The sequence below is a fragment of the Wolbachia endosymbiont (group B) of Melanargia galathea genome (assembly GCF_964030625.1).
GTDB lineage: Bacteria > Pseudomonadota > Alphaproteobacteria > Rickettsiales > Anaplasmataceae > Wolbachia.
In genome coordinates this window covers 587,774-604,714 of sequence record NZ_OZ034910.1, presented here as the reverse complement: position 1 = coordinate 604,714, position 16,941 = coordinate 587,774, and the positions used below count along the sequence as shown (strand labels likewise).

Annotated in this window: 16 protein-coding genes; 7 read left to right on the top strand and 9 right to left on the bottom strand. The window is 34.2% G+C overall.

The window, feature by feature from the left end; genetic code table 11:
* Positions 1-3: 3 nt before the first annotated feature.
* Positions 4-1,371 (bottom strand): hypothetical protein, encoded by a 1,368-nt coding sequence (locus AAHF52_RS02685; RefSeq protein ID WP_007301958.1) that lies wholly within the window; start codon positions 1,369-1,371, stop codon positions 4-6.
* 392 nt (positions 1,372-1,763) lie between these two features.
* Between AAHF52_RS02685 and AAHF52_RS02680 the strand changes: the two genes are divergently transcribed.
* Both AAHF52_RS02680 and AAHF52_RS02675 read left to right on the top strand, forming a co-directional pair.
* A complete protein-coding gene (locus AAHF52_RS02680; RefSeq protein ID WP_264376907.1) occupies positions 1,764-4,433 on the top strand; it encodes a 2-oxoglutarate dehydrogenase E1 component in 2,670 nt (889 codons plus the stop codon).
* Positions 4,434-4,627: 194 nt separating this feature from the next.
* The gene (locus AAHF52_RS02675) at positions 4,628-5,401 is read left to right on the top strand and encodes a hypothetical protein (protein ID WP_264376906.1); all 774 of its coding nucleotides are present in this window, start codon (positions 4,628-4,630) and stop codon (positions 5,399-5,401) included.
* Between the two features lie 73 nt (positions 5,402-5,474).
* Here AAHF52_RS02675 and AAHF52_RS02670 read toward each other — a convergent pair whose 3' ends face one another.
* From AAHF52_RS02670 to AAHF52_RS02655, 4 genes are all read right to left on the bottom strand, one after another.
* The gene (locus AAHF52_RS02670; RefSeq protein ID WP_019236629.1) at positions 5,475-6,068 is read right to left on the bottom strand and encodes a TIGR02217 family protein; all 594 of its coding nucleotides are present in this window, start codon (positions 6,066-6,068) and stop codon (positions 5,475-5,477) included.
* 53 nt (positions 6,069-6,121) lie between these two features.
* Positions 6,122-6,691: a hypothetical protein gene (locus AAHF52_RS02665; RefSeq protein ID WP_264376905.1), complete on the bottom strand. Its 570-nt coding sequence runs from the start codon at positions 6,689-6,691 to the stop codon at positions 6,122-6,124.
* A 26-nt stretch (positions 6,692-6,717) separates the two neighbouring features.
* Positions 6,718-7,347, bottom strand: a complete 630-nt coding sequence (locus AAHF52_RS02660) for a hypothetical protein (RefSeq protein ID WP_264376904.1) — start codon at positions 7,345-7,347, stop codon at positions 6,718-6,720.
* A gap of 191 nt (positions 7,348-7,538) precedes the next feature.
* On the bottom strand, positions 7,539-8,279 hold the full coding sequence (locus AAHF52_RS02655; protein WP_214303272.1) for a DsbA family protein: 741 nt from the start codon (positions 8,277-8,279) through the stop codon (positions 7,539-7,541).
* Positions 8,280-8,618: 339 nt separating this feature from the next.
* Between AAHF52_RS02655 and AAHF52_RS02650 the strand changes: the two genes are divergently transcribed.
* From AAHF52_RS02650 to AAHF52_RS02635, 4 genes are all read left to right on the top strand, one after another.
* Positions 8,619-10,502: a DUF3857 domain-containing protein gene (locus AAHF52_RS02650; protein ID WP_007301951.1), complete on the top strand. Its 1,884-nt coding sequence runs from the start codon at positions 8,619-8,621 to the stop codon at positions 10,500-10,502.
* 47 nt (positions 10,503-10,549) lie between these two features.
* Positions 10,550-12,037 carry a UbiD family decarboxylase gene (locus tag AAHF52_RS02645; RefSeq protein ID WP_052264652.1) on the top strand — a complete coding sequence of 496 codons (1,488 nt, stop codon included), beginning with the start codon at positions 10,550-10,552 and terminating at the stop codon, positions 12,035-12,037.
* Positions 12,038-12,077: 40 nt separating this feature from the next.
* Positions 12,078-12,605 carry a phospholipase D family protein gene (locus AAHF52_RS02640; RefSeq protein WP_007301949.1) on the top strand — a complete coding sequence of 176 codons (528 nt, stop codon included), beginning with the start codon at positions 12,078-12,080 and terminating at the stop codon, positions 12,603-12,605.
* An 84-nt stretch (positions 12,606-12,689) separates the two neighbouring features.
* On the top strand, positions 12,690-13,232 hold the full coding sequence (locus tag AAHF52_RS02635) for a hypothetical protein (protein WP_007301948.1): 543 nt from the start codon (positions 12,690-12,692) through the stop codon (positions 13,230-13,232).
* A gap of 214 nt (positions 13,233-13,446) precedes the next feature.
* On the opposite strand, the gene lgt is transcribed toward AAHF52_RS02635, so the two are convergent.
* The 3 genes from lgt to AAHF52_RS02620 all read right to left on the bottom strand — a co-directional run bounded on the left by lgt (position 13,447) and on the right by AAHF52_RS02620 (position 15,694).
* Positions 13,447-14,238, bottom strand: a complete 792-nt coding sequence (gene lgt / locus AAHF52_RS02630) for a prolipoprotein diacylglyceryl transferase (RefSeq protein ID WP_007301947.1) — start codon at positions 14,236-14,238, stop codon at positions 13,447-13,449.
* Positions 14,239-14,244: 6 nt separating this feature from the next.
* Positions 14,245-14,694, bottom strand: coding sequence for an SsrA-binding protein SmpB (gene smpB, locus AAHF52_RS02625; protein WP_007301946.1), 450 nt, complete (start codon positions 14,692-14,694; stop codon positions 14,245-14,247).
* A gap of 88 nt (positions 14,695-14,782) precedes the next feature.
* A complete protein-coding gene (locus AAHF52_RS02620; protein ID WP_007301945.1) occupies positions 14,783-15,694 on the bottom strand; it encodes an ankyrin repeat domain-containing protein in 912 nt (303 codons plus the stop codon).
* A 103-nt stretch (positions 15,695-15,797) separates the two neighbouring features.
* On the opposite strand from AAHF52_RS02620, the gene AAHF52_RS02615 reads away from it, so the two are divergent.
* Positions 15,798-16,319 (top strand): Na+/H+ antiporter subunit E, encoded by a 522-nt coding sequence (locus AAHF52_RS02615; protein WP_006015458.1) that lies wholly within the window; start codon positions 15,798-15,800, stop codon positions 16,317-16,319.
* Here AAHF52_RS02615 and AAHF52_RS02610 read toward each other — a convergent pair.
* A complete protein-coding gene (locus AAHF52_RS02610; RefSeq protein ID WP_007301944.1) occupies positions 16,312-16,728 on the bottom strand; it encodes a hypothetical protein in 417 nt (138 codons plus the stop codon). The two genes, AAHF52_RS02615 and AAHF52_RS02610, sit on opposite strands and share 8 nt — an antisense overlap.
* Between the last annotated feature and the right edge of the window lie 213 nt (positions 16,729-16,941).

Below are 16,941 nucleotides of genomic sequence, written 5' to 3'. Positions count from 1 at the left end.
CAACTATTTCTTCCCATGGCTTTCAAATCGTGCAGCTATTTTCTTTACACTAACATGAGTGAGAAGAGGTTTTTTACTAACCGGAAGTTTAGAATCGGACTTTGCTGTTATGGGGTTCATTTTAGATCTTTTATTTCCTACCGGAAATGAGTGAGATTGGGAGGCAGTTTCTTGCGATGGTGCAGGATCTTTCTTCATACCGATATCTGCTTGTGTTGCAGGGGTGGCTTTGCTCTTAGCAACTTGATTTTGCTCAAACTTTCCTACTATTGACTTTACTCTACCGTCCTTCTTGCTATTTACTTTTTCTTTTATAATAACCGCTTTTACTTCTGATGATGCTTTATCAGCAGATTTTTTCAGGATTGGTTTACTTTCAGCTGATTTTTGCGAAGTCACTTCTACTATTATTGGTTTCGTGCTCACTTGTTGATCAACAATATCTAGCCTTTTAGGATTTGACAGTATTTCAGATTTATCTTCTTTAGTTTCTTGCTTAATTTCTTGATTGGTAGCGTTTAGCGCTGGTGGCTCTGGAGCCTGTCTCTTTTTATATCCTCTTCTTGTTCCTGCATTTTTCTTAGGTTTCGTTTTGTGAGTTGGCTCCTTTTTAGCTAACTTTGAGTCTTCCGAATCTTTTGTTGAAGATTTACTACTTTTCTCTTGATAATTTGATATTTCCTCATTTCCAGACTCTTCACTTAATGAACTTTCATAGCCTGAATCTTCAGGAGATACATTCTCTATTTCTGGTTTAAAGTGTACCTTTTTTGAGGCAGTAGGAGGTGGCGGAGGTGCCGTTGTTGGCCGTTTTATTTTCTTCATACCTGATTTTCCTGCCGGCTGTTTTCCTTTTTGCAGCTTAGGAGTATCTTCCTTCTGCTTTGATGTCGTTTTATTTTCCGTGCTTACTTCGTATGATTTATGTTCTTTATTGCCTTTTCCACTCTGTTTCGAATCTAAAATTTCTTTAAGTCCTTTCTTGAATAGATTAATTGTACTTAAAATATTTGTGTATTCGGCTGCTTTTTCTATAGTGAAACCTGATAATTCATCACCAACAAAATTTTTTATGTCATTATCATTAGTTGGAATATCTTTTCCCAAGACTCTATCTAATATCCCTTTTAATGTTCCAATAAAACCGAGTGGCTTTGTGCTCAAAGGTTCTACATAATTATTCAAGTCGCTATATATAACAAATTTGGCTACATCTTTTGCGTTGTTTGTAAAATTCTTCAGAGCTTGAGATAAATCTTTCAGTGTTTCATCATATTGTTCATTAATTTTTTTTGTATCCTTCAGCTTTATGACTCTTATCAAAGAATTGAGATTTTTATCATAATTGTCACTTTTAAATAGATCACTCATACCAATTACTGTTTATCGTTTACTTAAATATAAATTCAAAGTATTAAGACCGAGTAAATGTTATATGACTTATCCTCTGACTCATAAACGCTTGCGTTCCTTAATGTGCAAAAAATTTCAATAATCTTCAATCAGCAATAGTATAGAAATCCAAAAAACAAGTAGCTAACACTGGAATCTAGGAATTATGATTGGGCACAAGTTGATGAGTATAGTTGTTTTATGTTGAAATACAGCATTTATGGAAAGATTAGATGTCAGTCTAGAATGACACTCTTTCTGGAAAACTCGGATTACAGTGTTTGTATAACTTAATAATTAGAAACTAAAGGAGTTCTTTTTTAAAAAACTTAAGTTATGCTTATAAGTATTTGATATCTTTTGTAGTGATTATGTCGAATTTAAGCTGCCTTTATGGCGATAATGTCGAATTTGTGGAAGAAATTTATAGCCGTTACTTGCAAGGCGATAAATCAATTGGAGAAGATTGGCACAGAATTTTTTCGAGCAATTTAGAAGTTAATAAAGCAGAACCCTGCAGGGCACAGAATGAAGCTAAGGTAGATGTTGATGATTTAGCAAATTTTTTCAGATTTTATGGTCACTTTTTTGCAGACTTAAATCCATTATCACCGCATGTAAATAAGGAAATAGATTATCAAAAATACTTGAATCTTTCTCCTACAAGTGACACTAGAATCTACAGAGATATTTACTGCAAGAATATCGGTTTTGAATTTATGCATATTTCCTCTTATGAGGAAAGAGTTTGGCTGCAGGAGAAAATTGAAAATCAGGTCTATACGCTAAGCCCTCAGGATAAAAAAGAAATACTAAGGCACTTGATTGAATCTGAGATGTTCGAGCAATTTCTCCATATGAAATTTCCTGGATATAAGCGTTTTTCTATCGAAGGTGGGGAGTCAGCCATTGTTGCAATTGAAAGAGTTATTAGTGATTCTGCAGCTTTTGGTATTGAAGAAATAGTTCTTGGTATGGCCCACCGAGGACGGCTCAATGTTCTAACCAAAGTGATGGGAAAAGATTATGCGGCAATGCTGTCTGAATTTCAAGGCAACCTTGCATATCCAAGTGGTCTTGAGGTGTCTGGTGATGTCAAATATCACCTTGGTTACTCTTCTGATCGAGCACTTGCTGGTGGTAAAAAAATACACTTAAGTTTATGTCCTAACCCATCTCACCTTGAGGCGGTAAATCCGGTTCTAGCTGGAAGAGTAAGAGCAAAACAAAATACGAGATCTGTGCTTGGCATATCAATTCATGGTGATGCAGCTTTTATCGGGCAGGGAGTGGTTGCTGAAACCCTGACTTTGAGCAACATTGAAGGTTATAAAGTTGGTGGTATCGTGCATATTGTCATTAATAACCAAGTTGGTTTTACTGCAAATCCTAATTGTGCACGCTCATCTTTTTATTGCACTGATGTAGCAAAATCAATAGAAGCTCCAATATTTCATGTTAATGGAGATAATCCAGAAGCTGTGAGTTTTGTTGCGAATTTGGCAATGGAGTATGTGCAGAAATTTAAAAAGGATGTGGTGATTGACATAATATGCTACCGCAAATATGGCCATAATGAAGGCGATGAGCCAAATTTTACTCAGCCACTTATGTATAAAGCAATATCAAAGCATAAAACTCCAGGCACGCTGTACGAAGAGAAGCTGACTGCAGAGAAAGTGCTAGGTAGCGATGAAGTAAGTAAATTACGCAGCGAATTTAGAACAAGATTGGATAAAAGCCTTACTGAGTCAACGACTTATACTCCGAAGAAAGCTGATTGGTTTGATGGAGTGTGGTTAAAACTCAGGAGAGCAAAGTTGAACGATTTGAGTGAATATTATACGGACTCTGGTGTTTCACCAGATGAGCTAAAAAAATTAGGTGTACACATAAATAGCAATATTCCAAGTAGTTTTAATCTCAATAATAAAGTCAGAAGAATACTTGATGGCAGAATAGAAAGTATAAATTCCGGTAGCAACATAGACTGGGCAACTGCTGAAAGTCTTGCATTCGCGTCATTGCTTAAAGAAGGAATAGGAGTGCGCTTGTCAGGACAAGATTCTGGTCGCGGTACCTTCTCGCACCGTCATTCAAGACTTGTTGATCAAGTAACAGAAGAAACGTTTATTCCACTGAACAACATAAGTGAGAAGCAAGCTCGCTTTGAAGTTATAGATAGCGCACTATCTGAGTATGCTGTGATGGGTTTTGAATATGGATATAGCCTTGATTCTCCTTATTCACTTGTGCTCTGGGAAGGGCAGTTCGGTGATTTTGCAAATGGCGCGCAAATTATGATCGACCAATTTATCTCATCTGCAGAAACAAAGTGGTTGCGGTCAAGTGGTCTAGTTCTACTTTTGCCTCATGGTTATGAAGGGCAGGGGCCTGAGCATAGTTCTGCTCGTATAGAGAGGTTTTTGCAGCTCTGTGCAGAGGATAATATGCAGGTGGTTAATTGCTCTACTCCTGCGAATTATTTTCATGCTTTACGCCGACAAATTAATCGAGATTTTCGTAAGCCTTTAGTGGTGTTTACACCTAAATCACTATTGCGTCATAAAAGCGCAGTTTCTAACCTTTCTGACTTTGAAGGAAAATTTCTTACGGTAATTCCAGAGTGTAGAACAGGTTTAGTTGCAAGTGATAAAATACGTAAAGTTGTAATATGTAGTGGTAAAGTTTATTACGACATAATTGAAATGCTTGAAGCACAAAAAATAAACGATATAGCAGTAGTGCGTTTAGAACAATTTTATCCATTCCCGGCCGATAAACTAAACAATGAACTCGAAAAATATAAGAACGCTGAAATTATATGGTGTCAAGAGGAACCAAAAAATATGGGAGGATGGTTCTTTGTCAACCCATTGATAGAAGAGGTATTGTCTGGCCTCAATGCTCAAGCAAAAAGACCTAAGTGCATTGCAAGACCTGCTGCTGCATCTCCTGCATGTGGTTATGCTAATATCCATGCTCAGCAACAAGCAGAAATTTTGAAGCAAGTTGCGCAGGTACAACTGTACAAACACTGAGCGGCTTCAAGCAGACTTATTAATTAGACTCTAGCACTTAGATAACTTACAACAATCAAACCTTTTATATACTCATACAAATATAAAAAGACTTTTATTTTTTTATAAAAGTATAATATTTATTAAGATTTTCATTTATTTTTCTCAAAGTAGTTAATATAGTAAATATTAATATTAATTAATATAAGATATATATGAGGACAAAAACATTTGAGAGGCTAATAGGGCAAACTAGACTACGCAGCGATAGCAAGGCTAAAATCATACGGTTAAATAGAGACAAAAAGGCTTTTATAGATGAGGATAAAAAGTCTATCGAATTAGCTGAGGCTATTTTTGCAGAAAATAATATGTTTCGTTTTCGTAAACCAGGTCCTGCTACGGATTACATTTTGCACAAACTAATAAATGATAGAAAGCTTCTCGAGGAAATGAAAGATAGAGGTACAAGTATAATACGTCTTTTTTCTTTGCTATCAATGTATCGTGGTCTTCCTAAGTGCTATGTTGTGAGAAAAGAAGGGTGTATTACTGAGTTTGGAATACTTACTTATATTGACGAATGTTTAGAATCAGTACCTTTAGAAGATTTTATACTTATTGAGTCTTCCTCGTACCTAGAGTACATTTTGTTTGATAATGATAATATCAGAAATAGGTTAGCTGAAGATTTGACTGAAGATAAAACAAAATTAGATATTTTCGTAAATGGAATTTTAGCAATAAATAGCTCGGATTTAGTATTATCTTGTATCAACACAATCGAGGCTTTTAATGAGGAAGCTAGAAATTTTGTCAATCACATACAGAAAACCAATAGGATGGACTACCTCTTTAAGGAAAATGGTACAACACTTGTAAAGTTAGTTCTAAAAGAATTATTAAAACTTTCTATTTTACAAGAAAGAGAAAACACTACATTAGAATTTCCTCAAATTTCGAGTGTGGAACATTGTAATGGGCGATAGACTTTAAAATGTGCAAGGCTCATTTAAATATGAGCCTCAGTATCGCTTAACTTTTATGGAGCATACTTTAACTTTATTTCACTTCCACCAAGGGAATATTGTTCCAGCTATTGCTGCCATAGTTATCAATAGAAGCGTTTAGGTAATCTGTATCAAATCGTACTGGTACATCAAATTCGAAGCTTGCGGTGATTATTGTGCCTTTTGCTGGTGGTTTCATAAATGCTATTTCTCCAGTTGAATAATTCACTGAATATTTTTCTGTCTTTTCACCATCTAGGTAAATTTTTATTGTATCATGCACTGGCTTTTTAATAGTTCGTATATGCTTGTCTTTTCCACTTATGTAAGTTTTCATCAGTTGAAAGATCGTTTTTTTATCGTCTCCTATGCCAATTTCTTGATTGATAACTGTAAAGTCTGACCAATCCTTAAAACGAAATCCTATTGCTTTACCTTTTCGTGCCTGAAAAAATGTTATGAGTTCTGTTAGCTGCTCGTTTGACCTGACTCCATAAGCTATGTTATACCTGGCACGTGCACGAGACCAATTGATATTGCGCTGCTCACAACCATTATGAGTTGTTACAACGTCAGTCGAAAATTCCGGTCCTCCAGTAGAGCCATAAGATATATTTTCTGGAAATCTAATTTCTGTAAATGACATATGTCCTCCTGTAAAAATAAAATTGAGTTGATATAGATGAAGTAGGAAAGATCTTAAATTTTTGAAGCTGCTTTATCAATCAGGCTATAAATTTTAAATCCCGTTTCTTCTAAAAAAGTAAAGGTGTTGTTTTCTCCTACCTTACCTTTCAGTTCGTTAATGTCTTGATGACTCTGCGTTAACTGATATGCACAAATACATGCAACAACTAAAGCCACTCCAGCAAAACATGCTAAAGGCATTGGTTGAGTAAAAACAGCAGCTATAGCAGATGCTGTGAATGCTATAGCTGTTATTACAGCAGCTATGCTATAAATAGCTTCTCTTCTGTAACTATTGATTAATTTCTTTTCTATTTCCTCTTGTTGTGTTTCTTGCCCTTGTTGATGAGAAATAGTAATTACTGTATCTGTATGAATTGGCTCACTAGCGCTGGTATTAATTCTCTCTTTTTGTGTTTCATGATCTTGCACAATTGCTGATTTGCTAGTTCTGATATTATATTGTTCTTCTTGCTCTGATTGATCAGAAGCAGAAGCTTCTGTAACCTCACCAAAGATTTCTTCATTAGAAACTGATTGATTTTCTGTTATATCAGAAGGGATTTTGCTAAGAAGTGGCACAAAATGCCTCATGTAATTCACTACTCCTACAGTTTTTTGCTACTATCTATCTCTAGTTGATTGAGATTTATATCTTGTATAAAAACTTCTGGATCATCATCATGTGCTGTAATTTTAGTTACCGTAACTTTTTGACTATCTTCCTCTATTGAATAAATATAAAGTTCCACTTTGTACTTGTCGCATATCATTCTACCTTCAATGTTTGGACGACCCCATATAGGTGCGTCAGCTGTATGTGTATTAGTAATATACTCTAAATATTTGAAAAAAGACTTCGCCTTGTCTTGCTTATTAAGTCCATTTTCGCTTATTACTTCTCCATCCGGATCTTTTTGAGGTACGAAATACTCTCCGGCATCTCTTATTACCGCTTTATAAACCCACTGATCTGGCTTTTTGTTTGCTCTAGCATAATCTGCGCAGTCTTTTCTTAATGATTTTGCAGTAAAACGATAATCAGGTTTTATGTTTAATTCATTCAATCCTTGAGCCACAGAGTCAAAAAAGCAATCCCCTGTCTTTATAGCAGCTCCTATTTTTAGCTTTTCAGGATGAGCGCTCTTTAGATTATGCAATAAATCACTTGATTTTTTATTTTCTTTGATTTGTTGAAAAAGAGCAATTGGCTCTCTTACATAGTTAGAATCTCTCATGTTATAACTCCAAAATAATGATTGTATTTTAATAGATTAATCAGCCTAGGAAGGCTAATTACTTAAGGTCGTGCTGTGTTGCAAGCAAACATCACCTACTTTTCTTGAACTAATATGTAGCCTATACATATTGTTACTTACTATATCTTAACTATACTTAAACTCTCTTATGCTGTCAAGCAGGGAATTTATTAATCTTTTAACTCATCCACTTTTTTGCGTAATATATTCAAATCAGTTTTTCCTACAAAAAGACTATCTCCTATTATCAAAAAAGGTGTACCGCCTACTCCTAGATCCCTTACTAAAAGTTTGCTGTTGTTTATCATTTGCTCAATTTTGTCTGCATTATTTTTCATAGAGTTATTAAAATCGTTCTCGTTGATCCCTATATTTTTTACTATATCTAATATAGTTTCGTCTGAAAATTCTCCTCTGTGATCTAGTGCAGCATAGTGAAAATCTAAGTACTTTTCTTTATCGATAAAATAAGTTGCTAAAGCACCTTTTGCTGCCTTTAAAGAATTGTTACCAAGTATTGGAGCATCCCTAAAGATATACTTAACTTTGCCATCATTGATCAATTGTTTTACATCGTTCTTTATAGCTTTGCAATATCCACAAGAATAGTCAAAAAAACCTACAGCTATGATATTGCTATTTTCATTTCCTGAGTAAGGATAAGTAGAGTCGAATATTTCATTTTTATGCTGAGAAATTTTATTTTTGGTTGCATTAGCATAACTATTTTTAGCTGACTCTTCCTGGAGAGCTTTTAGAACTCTATCAAAATTTTTACTGATGTAATTATCCAATCTCTCACCTATATAATCATCATTTAAGTTCTGACTGCGGTGTGAAAGCCAATTGTTTATTACTGGTAAACTTGCTACTGCAAGTATAAAAATCAATAAAAATGGTATCTTAGACATATACTTACTTAAAGAATACAAATATTAAAGAAATGCTTAATGTTAAAACATTTTTATCAAGAAATGCAAACTTTATAAAATGAAATTTAAGATATTTTTGTAAAGTTCATCATAAGATTTGGTGATGAAAAATTTTGCAAAGTAAGGCATTTATAAAGATTTAGATAGTCTTTACCGCTATTTCTAGCAAATTGTAAGCAAAAAAGTTGATTATCTTGTAATCGCTGCATATAATATCGGTAAGCGCGTCGCTAAGTAATATGAACACACTAAGTCTTACATTTCCGATAGTGTTGTTCGGATATAATAGAATGATTTTTCAATAAATGTAAGTAAAAAATGAGGTTTTTAAAAGCTGTCTTTAACTTAGCAATGTTAGCATTTTTTGTAGCTTCGACAGCTGAAGCAAGGTGGAGTAAGTACGAAGATGCTTCTGTCGAGGTTAAGTTTTCTAATGTTAACATTAATGTTAATAGAGATGGTACCTACGAAACGGAAGTAGAACTACAAGCAAAAATACTCAAGGAGTCTGGGCGTGATAGATTTTCTCTGTATAGTTTAATCTACAATGATGATAGTGCAGATTTGACTGTTTTAGAAGCTAAAACAGCTTATAACGGAGAGGAATATATAGTCACTGAAGACATGATAGAGGATAAACCGCTAGCTAGTCCTAGTAAAGGCTTCGATCAGCTAAGGCAAGTAACTATATCGTTTCCTAAAATAGAAATTGGTACAGAAGTATATTTAAGGTATAAACAAGTTAACAAAAAGGTTCCTGTTGATAACTTTTATGGCTTGAGCTTTTCTTATCATGGGGATTATTTACAAGCAGAAAATACTAAAATCAATTCTGAATTACCCCTGGAGATTAAAGTTAATGATCCAAGAGAAGTATTAGAAATCGCTGAGGAAAAAAATGATGATATACACTCTATAAGCATTGCTTTAAAGAAAGCAGTTTATGAAAACACAACAAATGAACCACATAATGGAATATTGAACATAAAACACAACACTTGGGTATCACTTTCAAGCTTATCTGAATGGGAGGATTTAGCTAAAAAATTAGCTCCTGGATATCATAGCGTTATCAATCAGCCGCTTCCTGCAACTTTTGAAGCTATAGCAGAATTTGCTGACAATGAGAGTACCGATGAGGAGAAAATTAATGCAGTCACTTCTTTATTGAATGAAAAAGTTCAGTACATGGGAGACTGGCGTACAGTGTCAGGAAAATTTTTTCCGAGAGATTTGGAGAAAATTGCTGATTCTCAAGTCGGGGATTGCAAAGACTTTTCTGCTAGCACGGCTGCTATTCTGCAAAAACTTGGTTATAAAGTTCAACCTATTTTAGTTATGAGAGGAACTACTAGCACTTCTAATCCTGAAGCATTACCTAATATGGGTAATTTTAATCATGTGATGCTCAAAGTAACAAATAGAGATGGAAAAATATATTGGATCGATCCAACTAATACCGTCAGTATGGCACAGGGTATTTTTCCAGACATTGCTGATAGGAACGCTCTAGTACTCGATTCTGAGGAAGCAGATTACATAAAGATTCCTGCTGTACAAGGTGAAAATTCAAAAGTGATATCCCATAGTGAATTAACTATAGAAGATAATGTTGTAAATGAATATGGCCAGCTTACCGTGCAAGGGGAAGCAGCCTTAGGCTTAACAGGGGTTGGATTGTATTATTCAAATGAGCAATTAAGGGATTCTGTTTTTCGTATGATTAGTGGAGTATATCTTGATGAAGAAGAAAAGAAGTTCTTAGAATTGCCTGACCTTACTTTACGTAATGTAGAAGATCTTACAATCAAATATGAGTTTCAGCAAAAAAATAAGATTTTTAAGACAAATCTAGGACCTGCTTTGAATTTAGGAGATAATTGGCTTAATGATGTTGTCAATACAGCTTCTGACCAAGTGTCAGATCTTTTTATTGGTGTTCCTAAAACTAAGGAAAGCCATATGATAATAAAAGATATCAAAATTAAAAATTGTGAAAATTTGAATTTTGAAATAAATTCTCCTTGGTTATATGTAAATAGGTTCTGTAAATATCAAAATGATGGAACCGAATTTAGCAATTTAATAACCATAAAGAAAAGCTTTATTACCAATGAAGAATTAAAGACTGCTGAATATAAAAACTTAAAAAGCGAATTGGAGAATAATTTTTCTAGAGCCTCTATAATAATAAGTGAATGAGTTGTGCTGGGAAAAGCACTTCTTAAAAGGCTTAAAATTTTTAAAATATGTACAATAACTTACGCGACTTCATCAGAGCATTAGAAGAAAAAAAAGATCTAATTAGAATTAAAAAAGAAGTTTCAACTATTCTTGAAATGACAGAAATTCATCGTAGGGTTTTGTCAAACAAGGGACCAGCTATCATCTTTGAAAATGTTGTCACAGAAAATGGCAAAAATTCAATTCCCGTTTTAGTGAATTTATTTGGTACTATTGAGAGAATTGCATTCGGACTTGGTATAAATTCTGATGAATTAAGGGATCTGGGTAAACTTCTAGCATTTTTGCGATCACCTGAGCCACCAAAAACCTTCAAAGATGCTGTGAAAATGTTTCCTCTACTAAAAGTTGTATTGTCGATGCGGAGCAAAGTTGTGAGCAAAGCCCCATGTCAAGAGGTGGTGCTAACTGGGGATGAGGTGGATCTTAGTTTGCTACCTATTCAGACATGCTGGCCAAACGAGCCTGCACCGCTTATCACTTGGCCACTTGTGGTAACAAAAGGACCAACAGCAGACAAGCAAGATAATTTCAATCTTGGAATATATCGTATGCAGGTTGTGAATAAAAAAACGACTCTCATGCGCTGGCTTGCACATCGTGGTGGTGCAGGTCACCATAAACGGTGGAAGGAGAGGGGACAAAATATGAAGTTTCCTGCGGCTGCTGTGATTGGTAGCGATCCTGCAACAATTATTGCTGCGGTAACTCCGGTGCCGGAGACTTTATCAGAATACCAATTTGCCGGGCTGCTGCGAAAAAAACCACTTGAGCTTGTAAATTGTAAAACTATTCCTCTTCAGGTTCCAGCTCATGCAGAAATTGTTTTGGAAGGATATGTAAGTTTGGATAATTACCAAGATGAAGGGCCATATGGAGACCATACCGGTTACTATAATGCTGTTGAACAGTTTCCTGAGTTTAACATCACTGCAATTACAATGCGCAAAGATCCAATTTATCTCAGCACTTTTACTGGCAAACCACCTGATGAACCATCAATTCTTGGTGAAGCACTCAACGAAATCTTTGTGCCGATTCTTATCAATCAGTTTCCGGAAATAGTAGATTTTTATCTGCCCCCAGAAGGTTGTTCATATAGAATAGCGGTAGTGTCGATAAAAAAGGCTTATCCAGGGCATGCAAAAAGAATTGTTATGGGCACACTATCTTTTCTCAAACAGTTCTTATACACGAAATTTATTATAGTTGTTGATTATGATATAAATATACGTGATTGGAAAGAGGTGATGTGGGCAATGTCAACAAGAATGGACCCTGTGCGTGATACAATTACGATAGAGAATGCCCCAATTGATTATTTAGATTTTGCTTCCCCTGAAAGTGGTCTCGGAGGTAAAATAGGGTTTGATGCAACAAACAAACTTCCACCTGAAACCAAACGAGAATGGGGAAGAAAAATTGAAATGAGCGAGGAAATAATAAAGAAAGTTACAGAGAAGTGGAAGGAATATGGGTTGACAGATGATTAAACTATGATGTAGACTACCGCCGTGTATTTAGGTGTGGTTTGTGAGGCTTTTATATCTTTTATTTTTGTCGGCATGTTTTTCTCTGTATTACTATGTGGGTCCTACATTCTCGCCTTGCCCAAAAGCAACAGTTTGCTTCTCACCTGAAGAAGACTGTGCTGTACCGATAATCAGCGAGATAGACCAATCTAAAGAATCTATCTTAGTTCAAGAATATACATTTACTCTTGGAACAGTTGCAAAATCTTTGATTAACGCCAAAGAGCGTGGTGTTGATGTTAAAGTCGTCTTAGATAAATCACAACTCCATTCAAAATATAGTGTCATAAGCGAATTGTTTTCAAATGGAATACCGATTTGGATCGATAATAAGCCAAAAATTGCTCATAATAAGGTAATAATTGTTGATAATCAAAAAGTCATCACAGGATCGTTTAACCTCAGTAAGACAGCTGAAAAGGGAAACGCTGAAAATTTATTAATTATTGAAAATTATCCTGAATTAGTCCAGCAGTATGTGAAGAACTGGGAAATACGAATGTCACAATCCTATCAATATGCTCCCTAGATACTTGATATCAAAAAAAGTCTTTTTATTGATAGATTTAATTTCTTGTGATATAATAAATTAAAAGGTTTTAAGGGGTAGGTAATGGATTACATAAATGATGCTGCCGATAGTTACGCTGCCATTCATGATTTTTTTCAAAATAATGGTGTTGGAGATTACAAAGTTCAATGCAATTATGGTGGTGTACCGTATGCTACTGACAAATATGTACATTCTGGAGACAAATTTTGGAGCAATAATTTTATAGACTCACATTTTGGAAGGGAAATAAAAATGTATCCTCAAAGTGAGCTTTTAGCTAAAGAGTATGCTGGTAATACACTACCGGTTTCAATATCACTAGACAAGGATCTAATAAAAATAAAAGAATGTCAGAAAAAAACTAAATTTGTAGAACTAGAAGGGGAATCAGGTGATATAGTATATGATAAGCAAAAGCATATAAAGTGCTACACGACAAAGTTATCATATGACGATGTTTCTGTTCATAATAAAAACGAAGTTTCAATACTGAATATTAGATATGATGTGCCAAACGATCCAAGATACAGTTTAAACATAGCCTTCACAAAGGTTAATGATAATAAACCAGGGTTTTGGCAAAAGTTTAAAAATATGTTTTAATAGAGTAGCTTCTAAATCAAGGGGATTTTGTTGAAAAATGAATATCTACTTAATAATGAATTTGGTCAGTAGCTACTAAGTTTGTTTCATAGCTATGCAACAAAAGGTTTGTGCCCTCACGTTTATTCTCTGCAACACGAAAAGTTCGTACAGTTGTACATGCTATGTAGTAGATAAACTTCTACTATATTTTTTTATTCAACTTACCTCTTGTCTATTGAATAGATTTTGTATTAAACCTAAAATTCAACGCACCTAAATATATAAGCATTCCCAACAAAATCATAGGTATAGAAAGCAACTGTCCCATAGTTAAATTGAACCATAAATAGCCAATTTGATAGTCTGGCTCGCGGAAAAATTCAACCATAAAACGTGCTACTCCATACAACATAACTGCAACTCCAGTTGTTGCACCATAATACAATCTCATTTTGTTCAAGTAAAATAGTGAATTTACAACTACGAAAAGTAGCGCTCCTTCAAAAAATGCCTCATAAAGTTGGCTTGGATGGCGCAATAAATTATCACCACTTTCTGGAAATACCATACCCCACGGCATAGTTGTAACCCTGCCAAATAACTCTCCATTTATAAAATTACCTATGCGGCCTAGAAGTAAACCTATCGGAACTCCACAAGAAATTAGATCCAGTGTGTAAAATATAGGAATGTTATGTCTTCTACAGGAGATTATTACTGCAAGCAAAACTCCTATAGCACCGCCATGAAATGACATACCTCCTTCCCAGGTCTTTAGTATTTCGATAGGATTGCTTATATAGAGAACTGGATCATATATCAATACGTACCCAAGCCTACCTCCAAGGATAATGCCTATAATAACGGCTGTTAATAACGAATCGTAAAAATTCTTAGTAAATATTTTTTGATTGTCTAGCTTATGTAAATACCAATATGCAAAAACTATACCCAAAACATATGCTAAAGAGTACCAATATATAGAAACAGGACCGATGCTAAAAATAACTGGACTTAAAGACATATTTTACTACAAATTATTCTTAGACAATCTACTTTTCTCACGTTCCCACTCTCTCTGCTTTATGGTTGCTCTCTTATCATAGAGTTTTTTTCCTTTCACAATGGCAATTTTAGTTTTTGCCAACCCTTTATCATTAAAATAGATAGAAAGTGGCACAACAGTTATTCCAGAGGTTTTGATTTGACCAATTAGCTTATTTATCTCTTTTTTATGCAAAAGCAATTTTCGTTCTCTTTTTGGCTTGTGATTCTTTTGGTTTGCAGCTTTATACTCTGCGATATGCATATTGTTTAGCCATATTTCACCTTTTTTTTCAGTAACGTAAGCATCAGAAATGTTTGCTTTTCTTTCCCTTAGTGATTTCACTTCACTACTTAAGAGGATCATACCTGCTTCAAATTCTTCTAAGATAAAGTATTCAAACCTTGCTTTTCTATTTTCTGCAATAACTTCCATATCTAAAGATATCTTTAAGCTTCAATATATTACAGAACTTTTGGTTTAATTCATAACAAAACAATTATCTCAGTAAATGCAAGTTTGGTTAAAAAAGCTCCAATCTTCCTGCAAGTGTAATTTGTTCCACTCTTCCTACTGCCATTTCAGCCCTAGGACTAGCATTACCTGACAAAGAACTTATCACATCTTTGCAGCCCCATTCAATAGCAAAGTGTAAAGGAGCATATCTATTATTGTTCTGTTTACTAACATATGCCCCACTTTCAATTAAAATATCTCTTATACTTTCATGATCGCTAGCAAAATGTAAAGGAGTGCGTCCACAACTATCCCACACATTAACACATGCTCCATGTTCAATCAGAGTTCTTACTATGTTTTCATTATCACTTTCAGCAGCAAAATGCAAGGGAGTGCTTCTATAATTATCCCACGCATCGACGTATGCTCCGTGTTCAATTAGAGCTATTACTATGTTCTCATAGCCACTCTTAGTAGCAAAATGTAGAGGAGTGTGTCCATCATTGTTCTGCGCGTTAACATCTGCTCCACATGCAATTAGAGCTCTTACTACACTTTCATTCCCACCTTCGGCAGCAAGATGTAAAGGTGTACATACATCATTGTCCCACGCATTAACATTTGCTCCACTTTCAATTAAAATATCTAATATGCCTTTGTGGTTCCATTCAGCAGCAAAATGTAAAGGAGTGCATCCATCGCTGTCCCATGCATCAACATATGCTCCATATTCAATTAGAGCTATTACTATGTTCTCATAGCCACTCTTAGCAGCAAAATGCAACAATGTAGTTTCTACAGGATCTAGATCACTATGTGTAGTGAATATATGATTGATATTAAATCCACTATCTTCCCACCTCCGTAAATCAATTCTTTCTAATTTTATTTTTATTCGTTCAACTATGTTGTTCTTGCTTAAACCTGAAGTATCATTTATTTCTTCAAGCATTTTTAGAAAATCATCAAGCGTCATAATCTCCACTACTTATTAAAATAACTTGGTTATTATGTTCTTTGACACAAAAATCAAGAACTTTTTATTTTTCTAAAAAATCATTTAAGTTATACTCCAAATCATGAAAGTCAGGCAAAATATTAAGTTTTTTTCTCTATCATTTGTGATTTTGTCTTCTCTATGGATTACATTGTCTGGTTATTTTGAGCCTTTTTTTATTCTCTGTGGAGTATTTTCTTCTGTGTTCACATTGATTATCTTTAAAAGGTTAATTGATGCTGAAAGTGCCCTTAGTCAAATTCTAAATGATAGTGGTAGGCTGTCACTTTATCAGCTTATAAGTTATATACCTTGGCTAATTTACCAAATTATTTTTTCAAGTATTTATGTAACAAAAAAGGTGCTACGATTCAAATCTACAGTTGAGCCAATTGTTATTGTAAGAGAATGCATAGGACATAATGATAAGACCATTGCATTATTTGCTAACTCGGTTACGATTACTCCTGGAACTTTAACTATCAATGTTGAAAAGAAGCAGAAAACATATTTATCTACCATATGTTTGATAGATAAAGATCTTGAAAGTGGCATTTCTGAAATAGAAGGTAAAGTCTTAAAAATGTTACACCTAGTTAAGTAATTGCTTTAAATAAGTTAACAGCGTCTCTGTATTCTCTTCTTAGGCTTTCAAGCATTTCTTTTGGAAGGCTATCAATAACAGTAGAACATAAATAATTGTACAAATCTTCTAGCCTTGATATGTTATTTTTCTTCTTGCTGTTGAATTTGTACGGAAAAATGCCCTCCATAATTTCAATATCAACAACCTTATTTAAAAATGCATTTTCACTTGTTATGCTTATTCTTGTAAGTATAGTATTAATTTCAGGTTCATTACTCGTATAAATATCTGATAATTCTGCCATTTTAATGACGTATAAAGTTACTACTTTTGATAAACAATTATCAGAATATTCACAATTTTTTATTACCTCCCACTGAGTAACCTGAGACTTGCTTGTTTTTGCATTGCTTGGTAATTTATTCATTGAATTTTCTCCATTTAATTCAGTGTAGTAAATTATACTAATACTTTGTTAAATAAATAATAACGCAGCCATAAAAATATGCATTTATTTACCATAAATTGTATAATATTCCTAAAATGAAATGTTAAAGTTACTTCAAACTGAATGATTTCTTTAATTCCATGTTATTCAGCAGTGTAAAATATTGCTACACAATAGTATTTATTCTAAAAT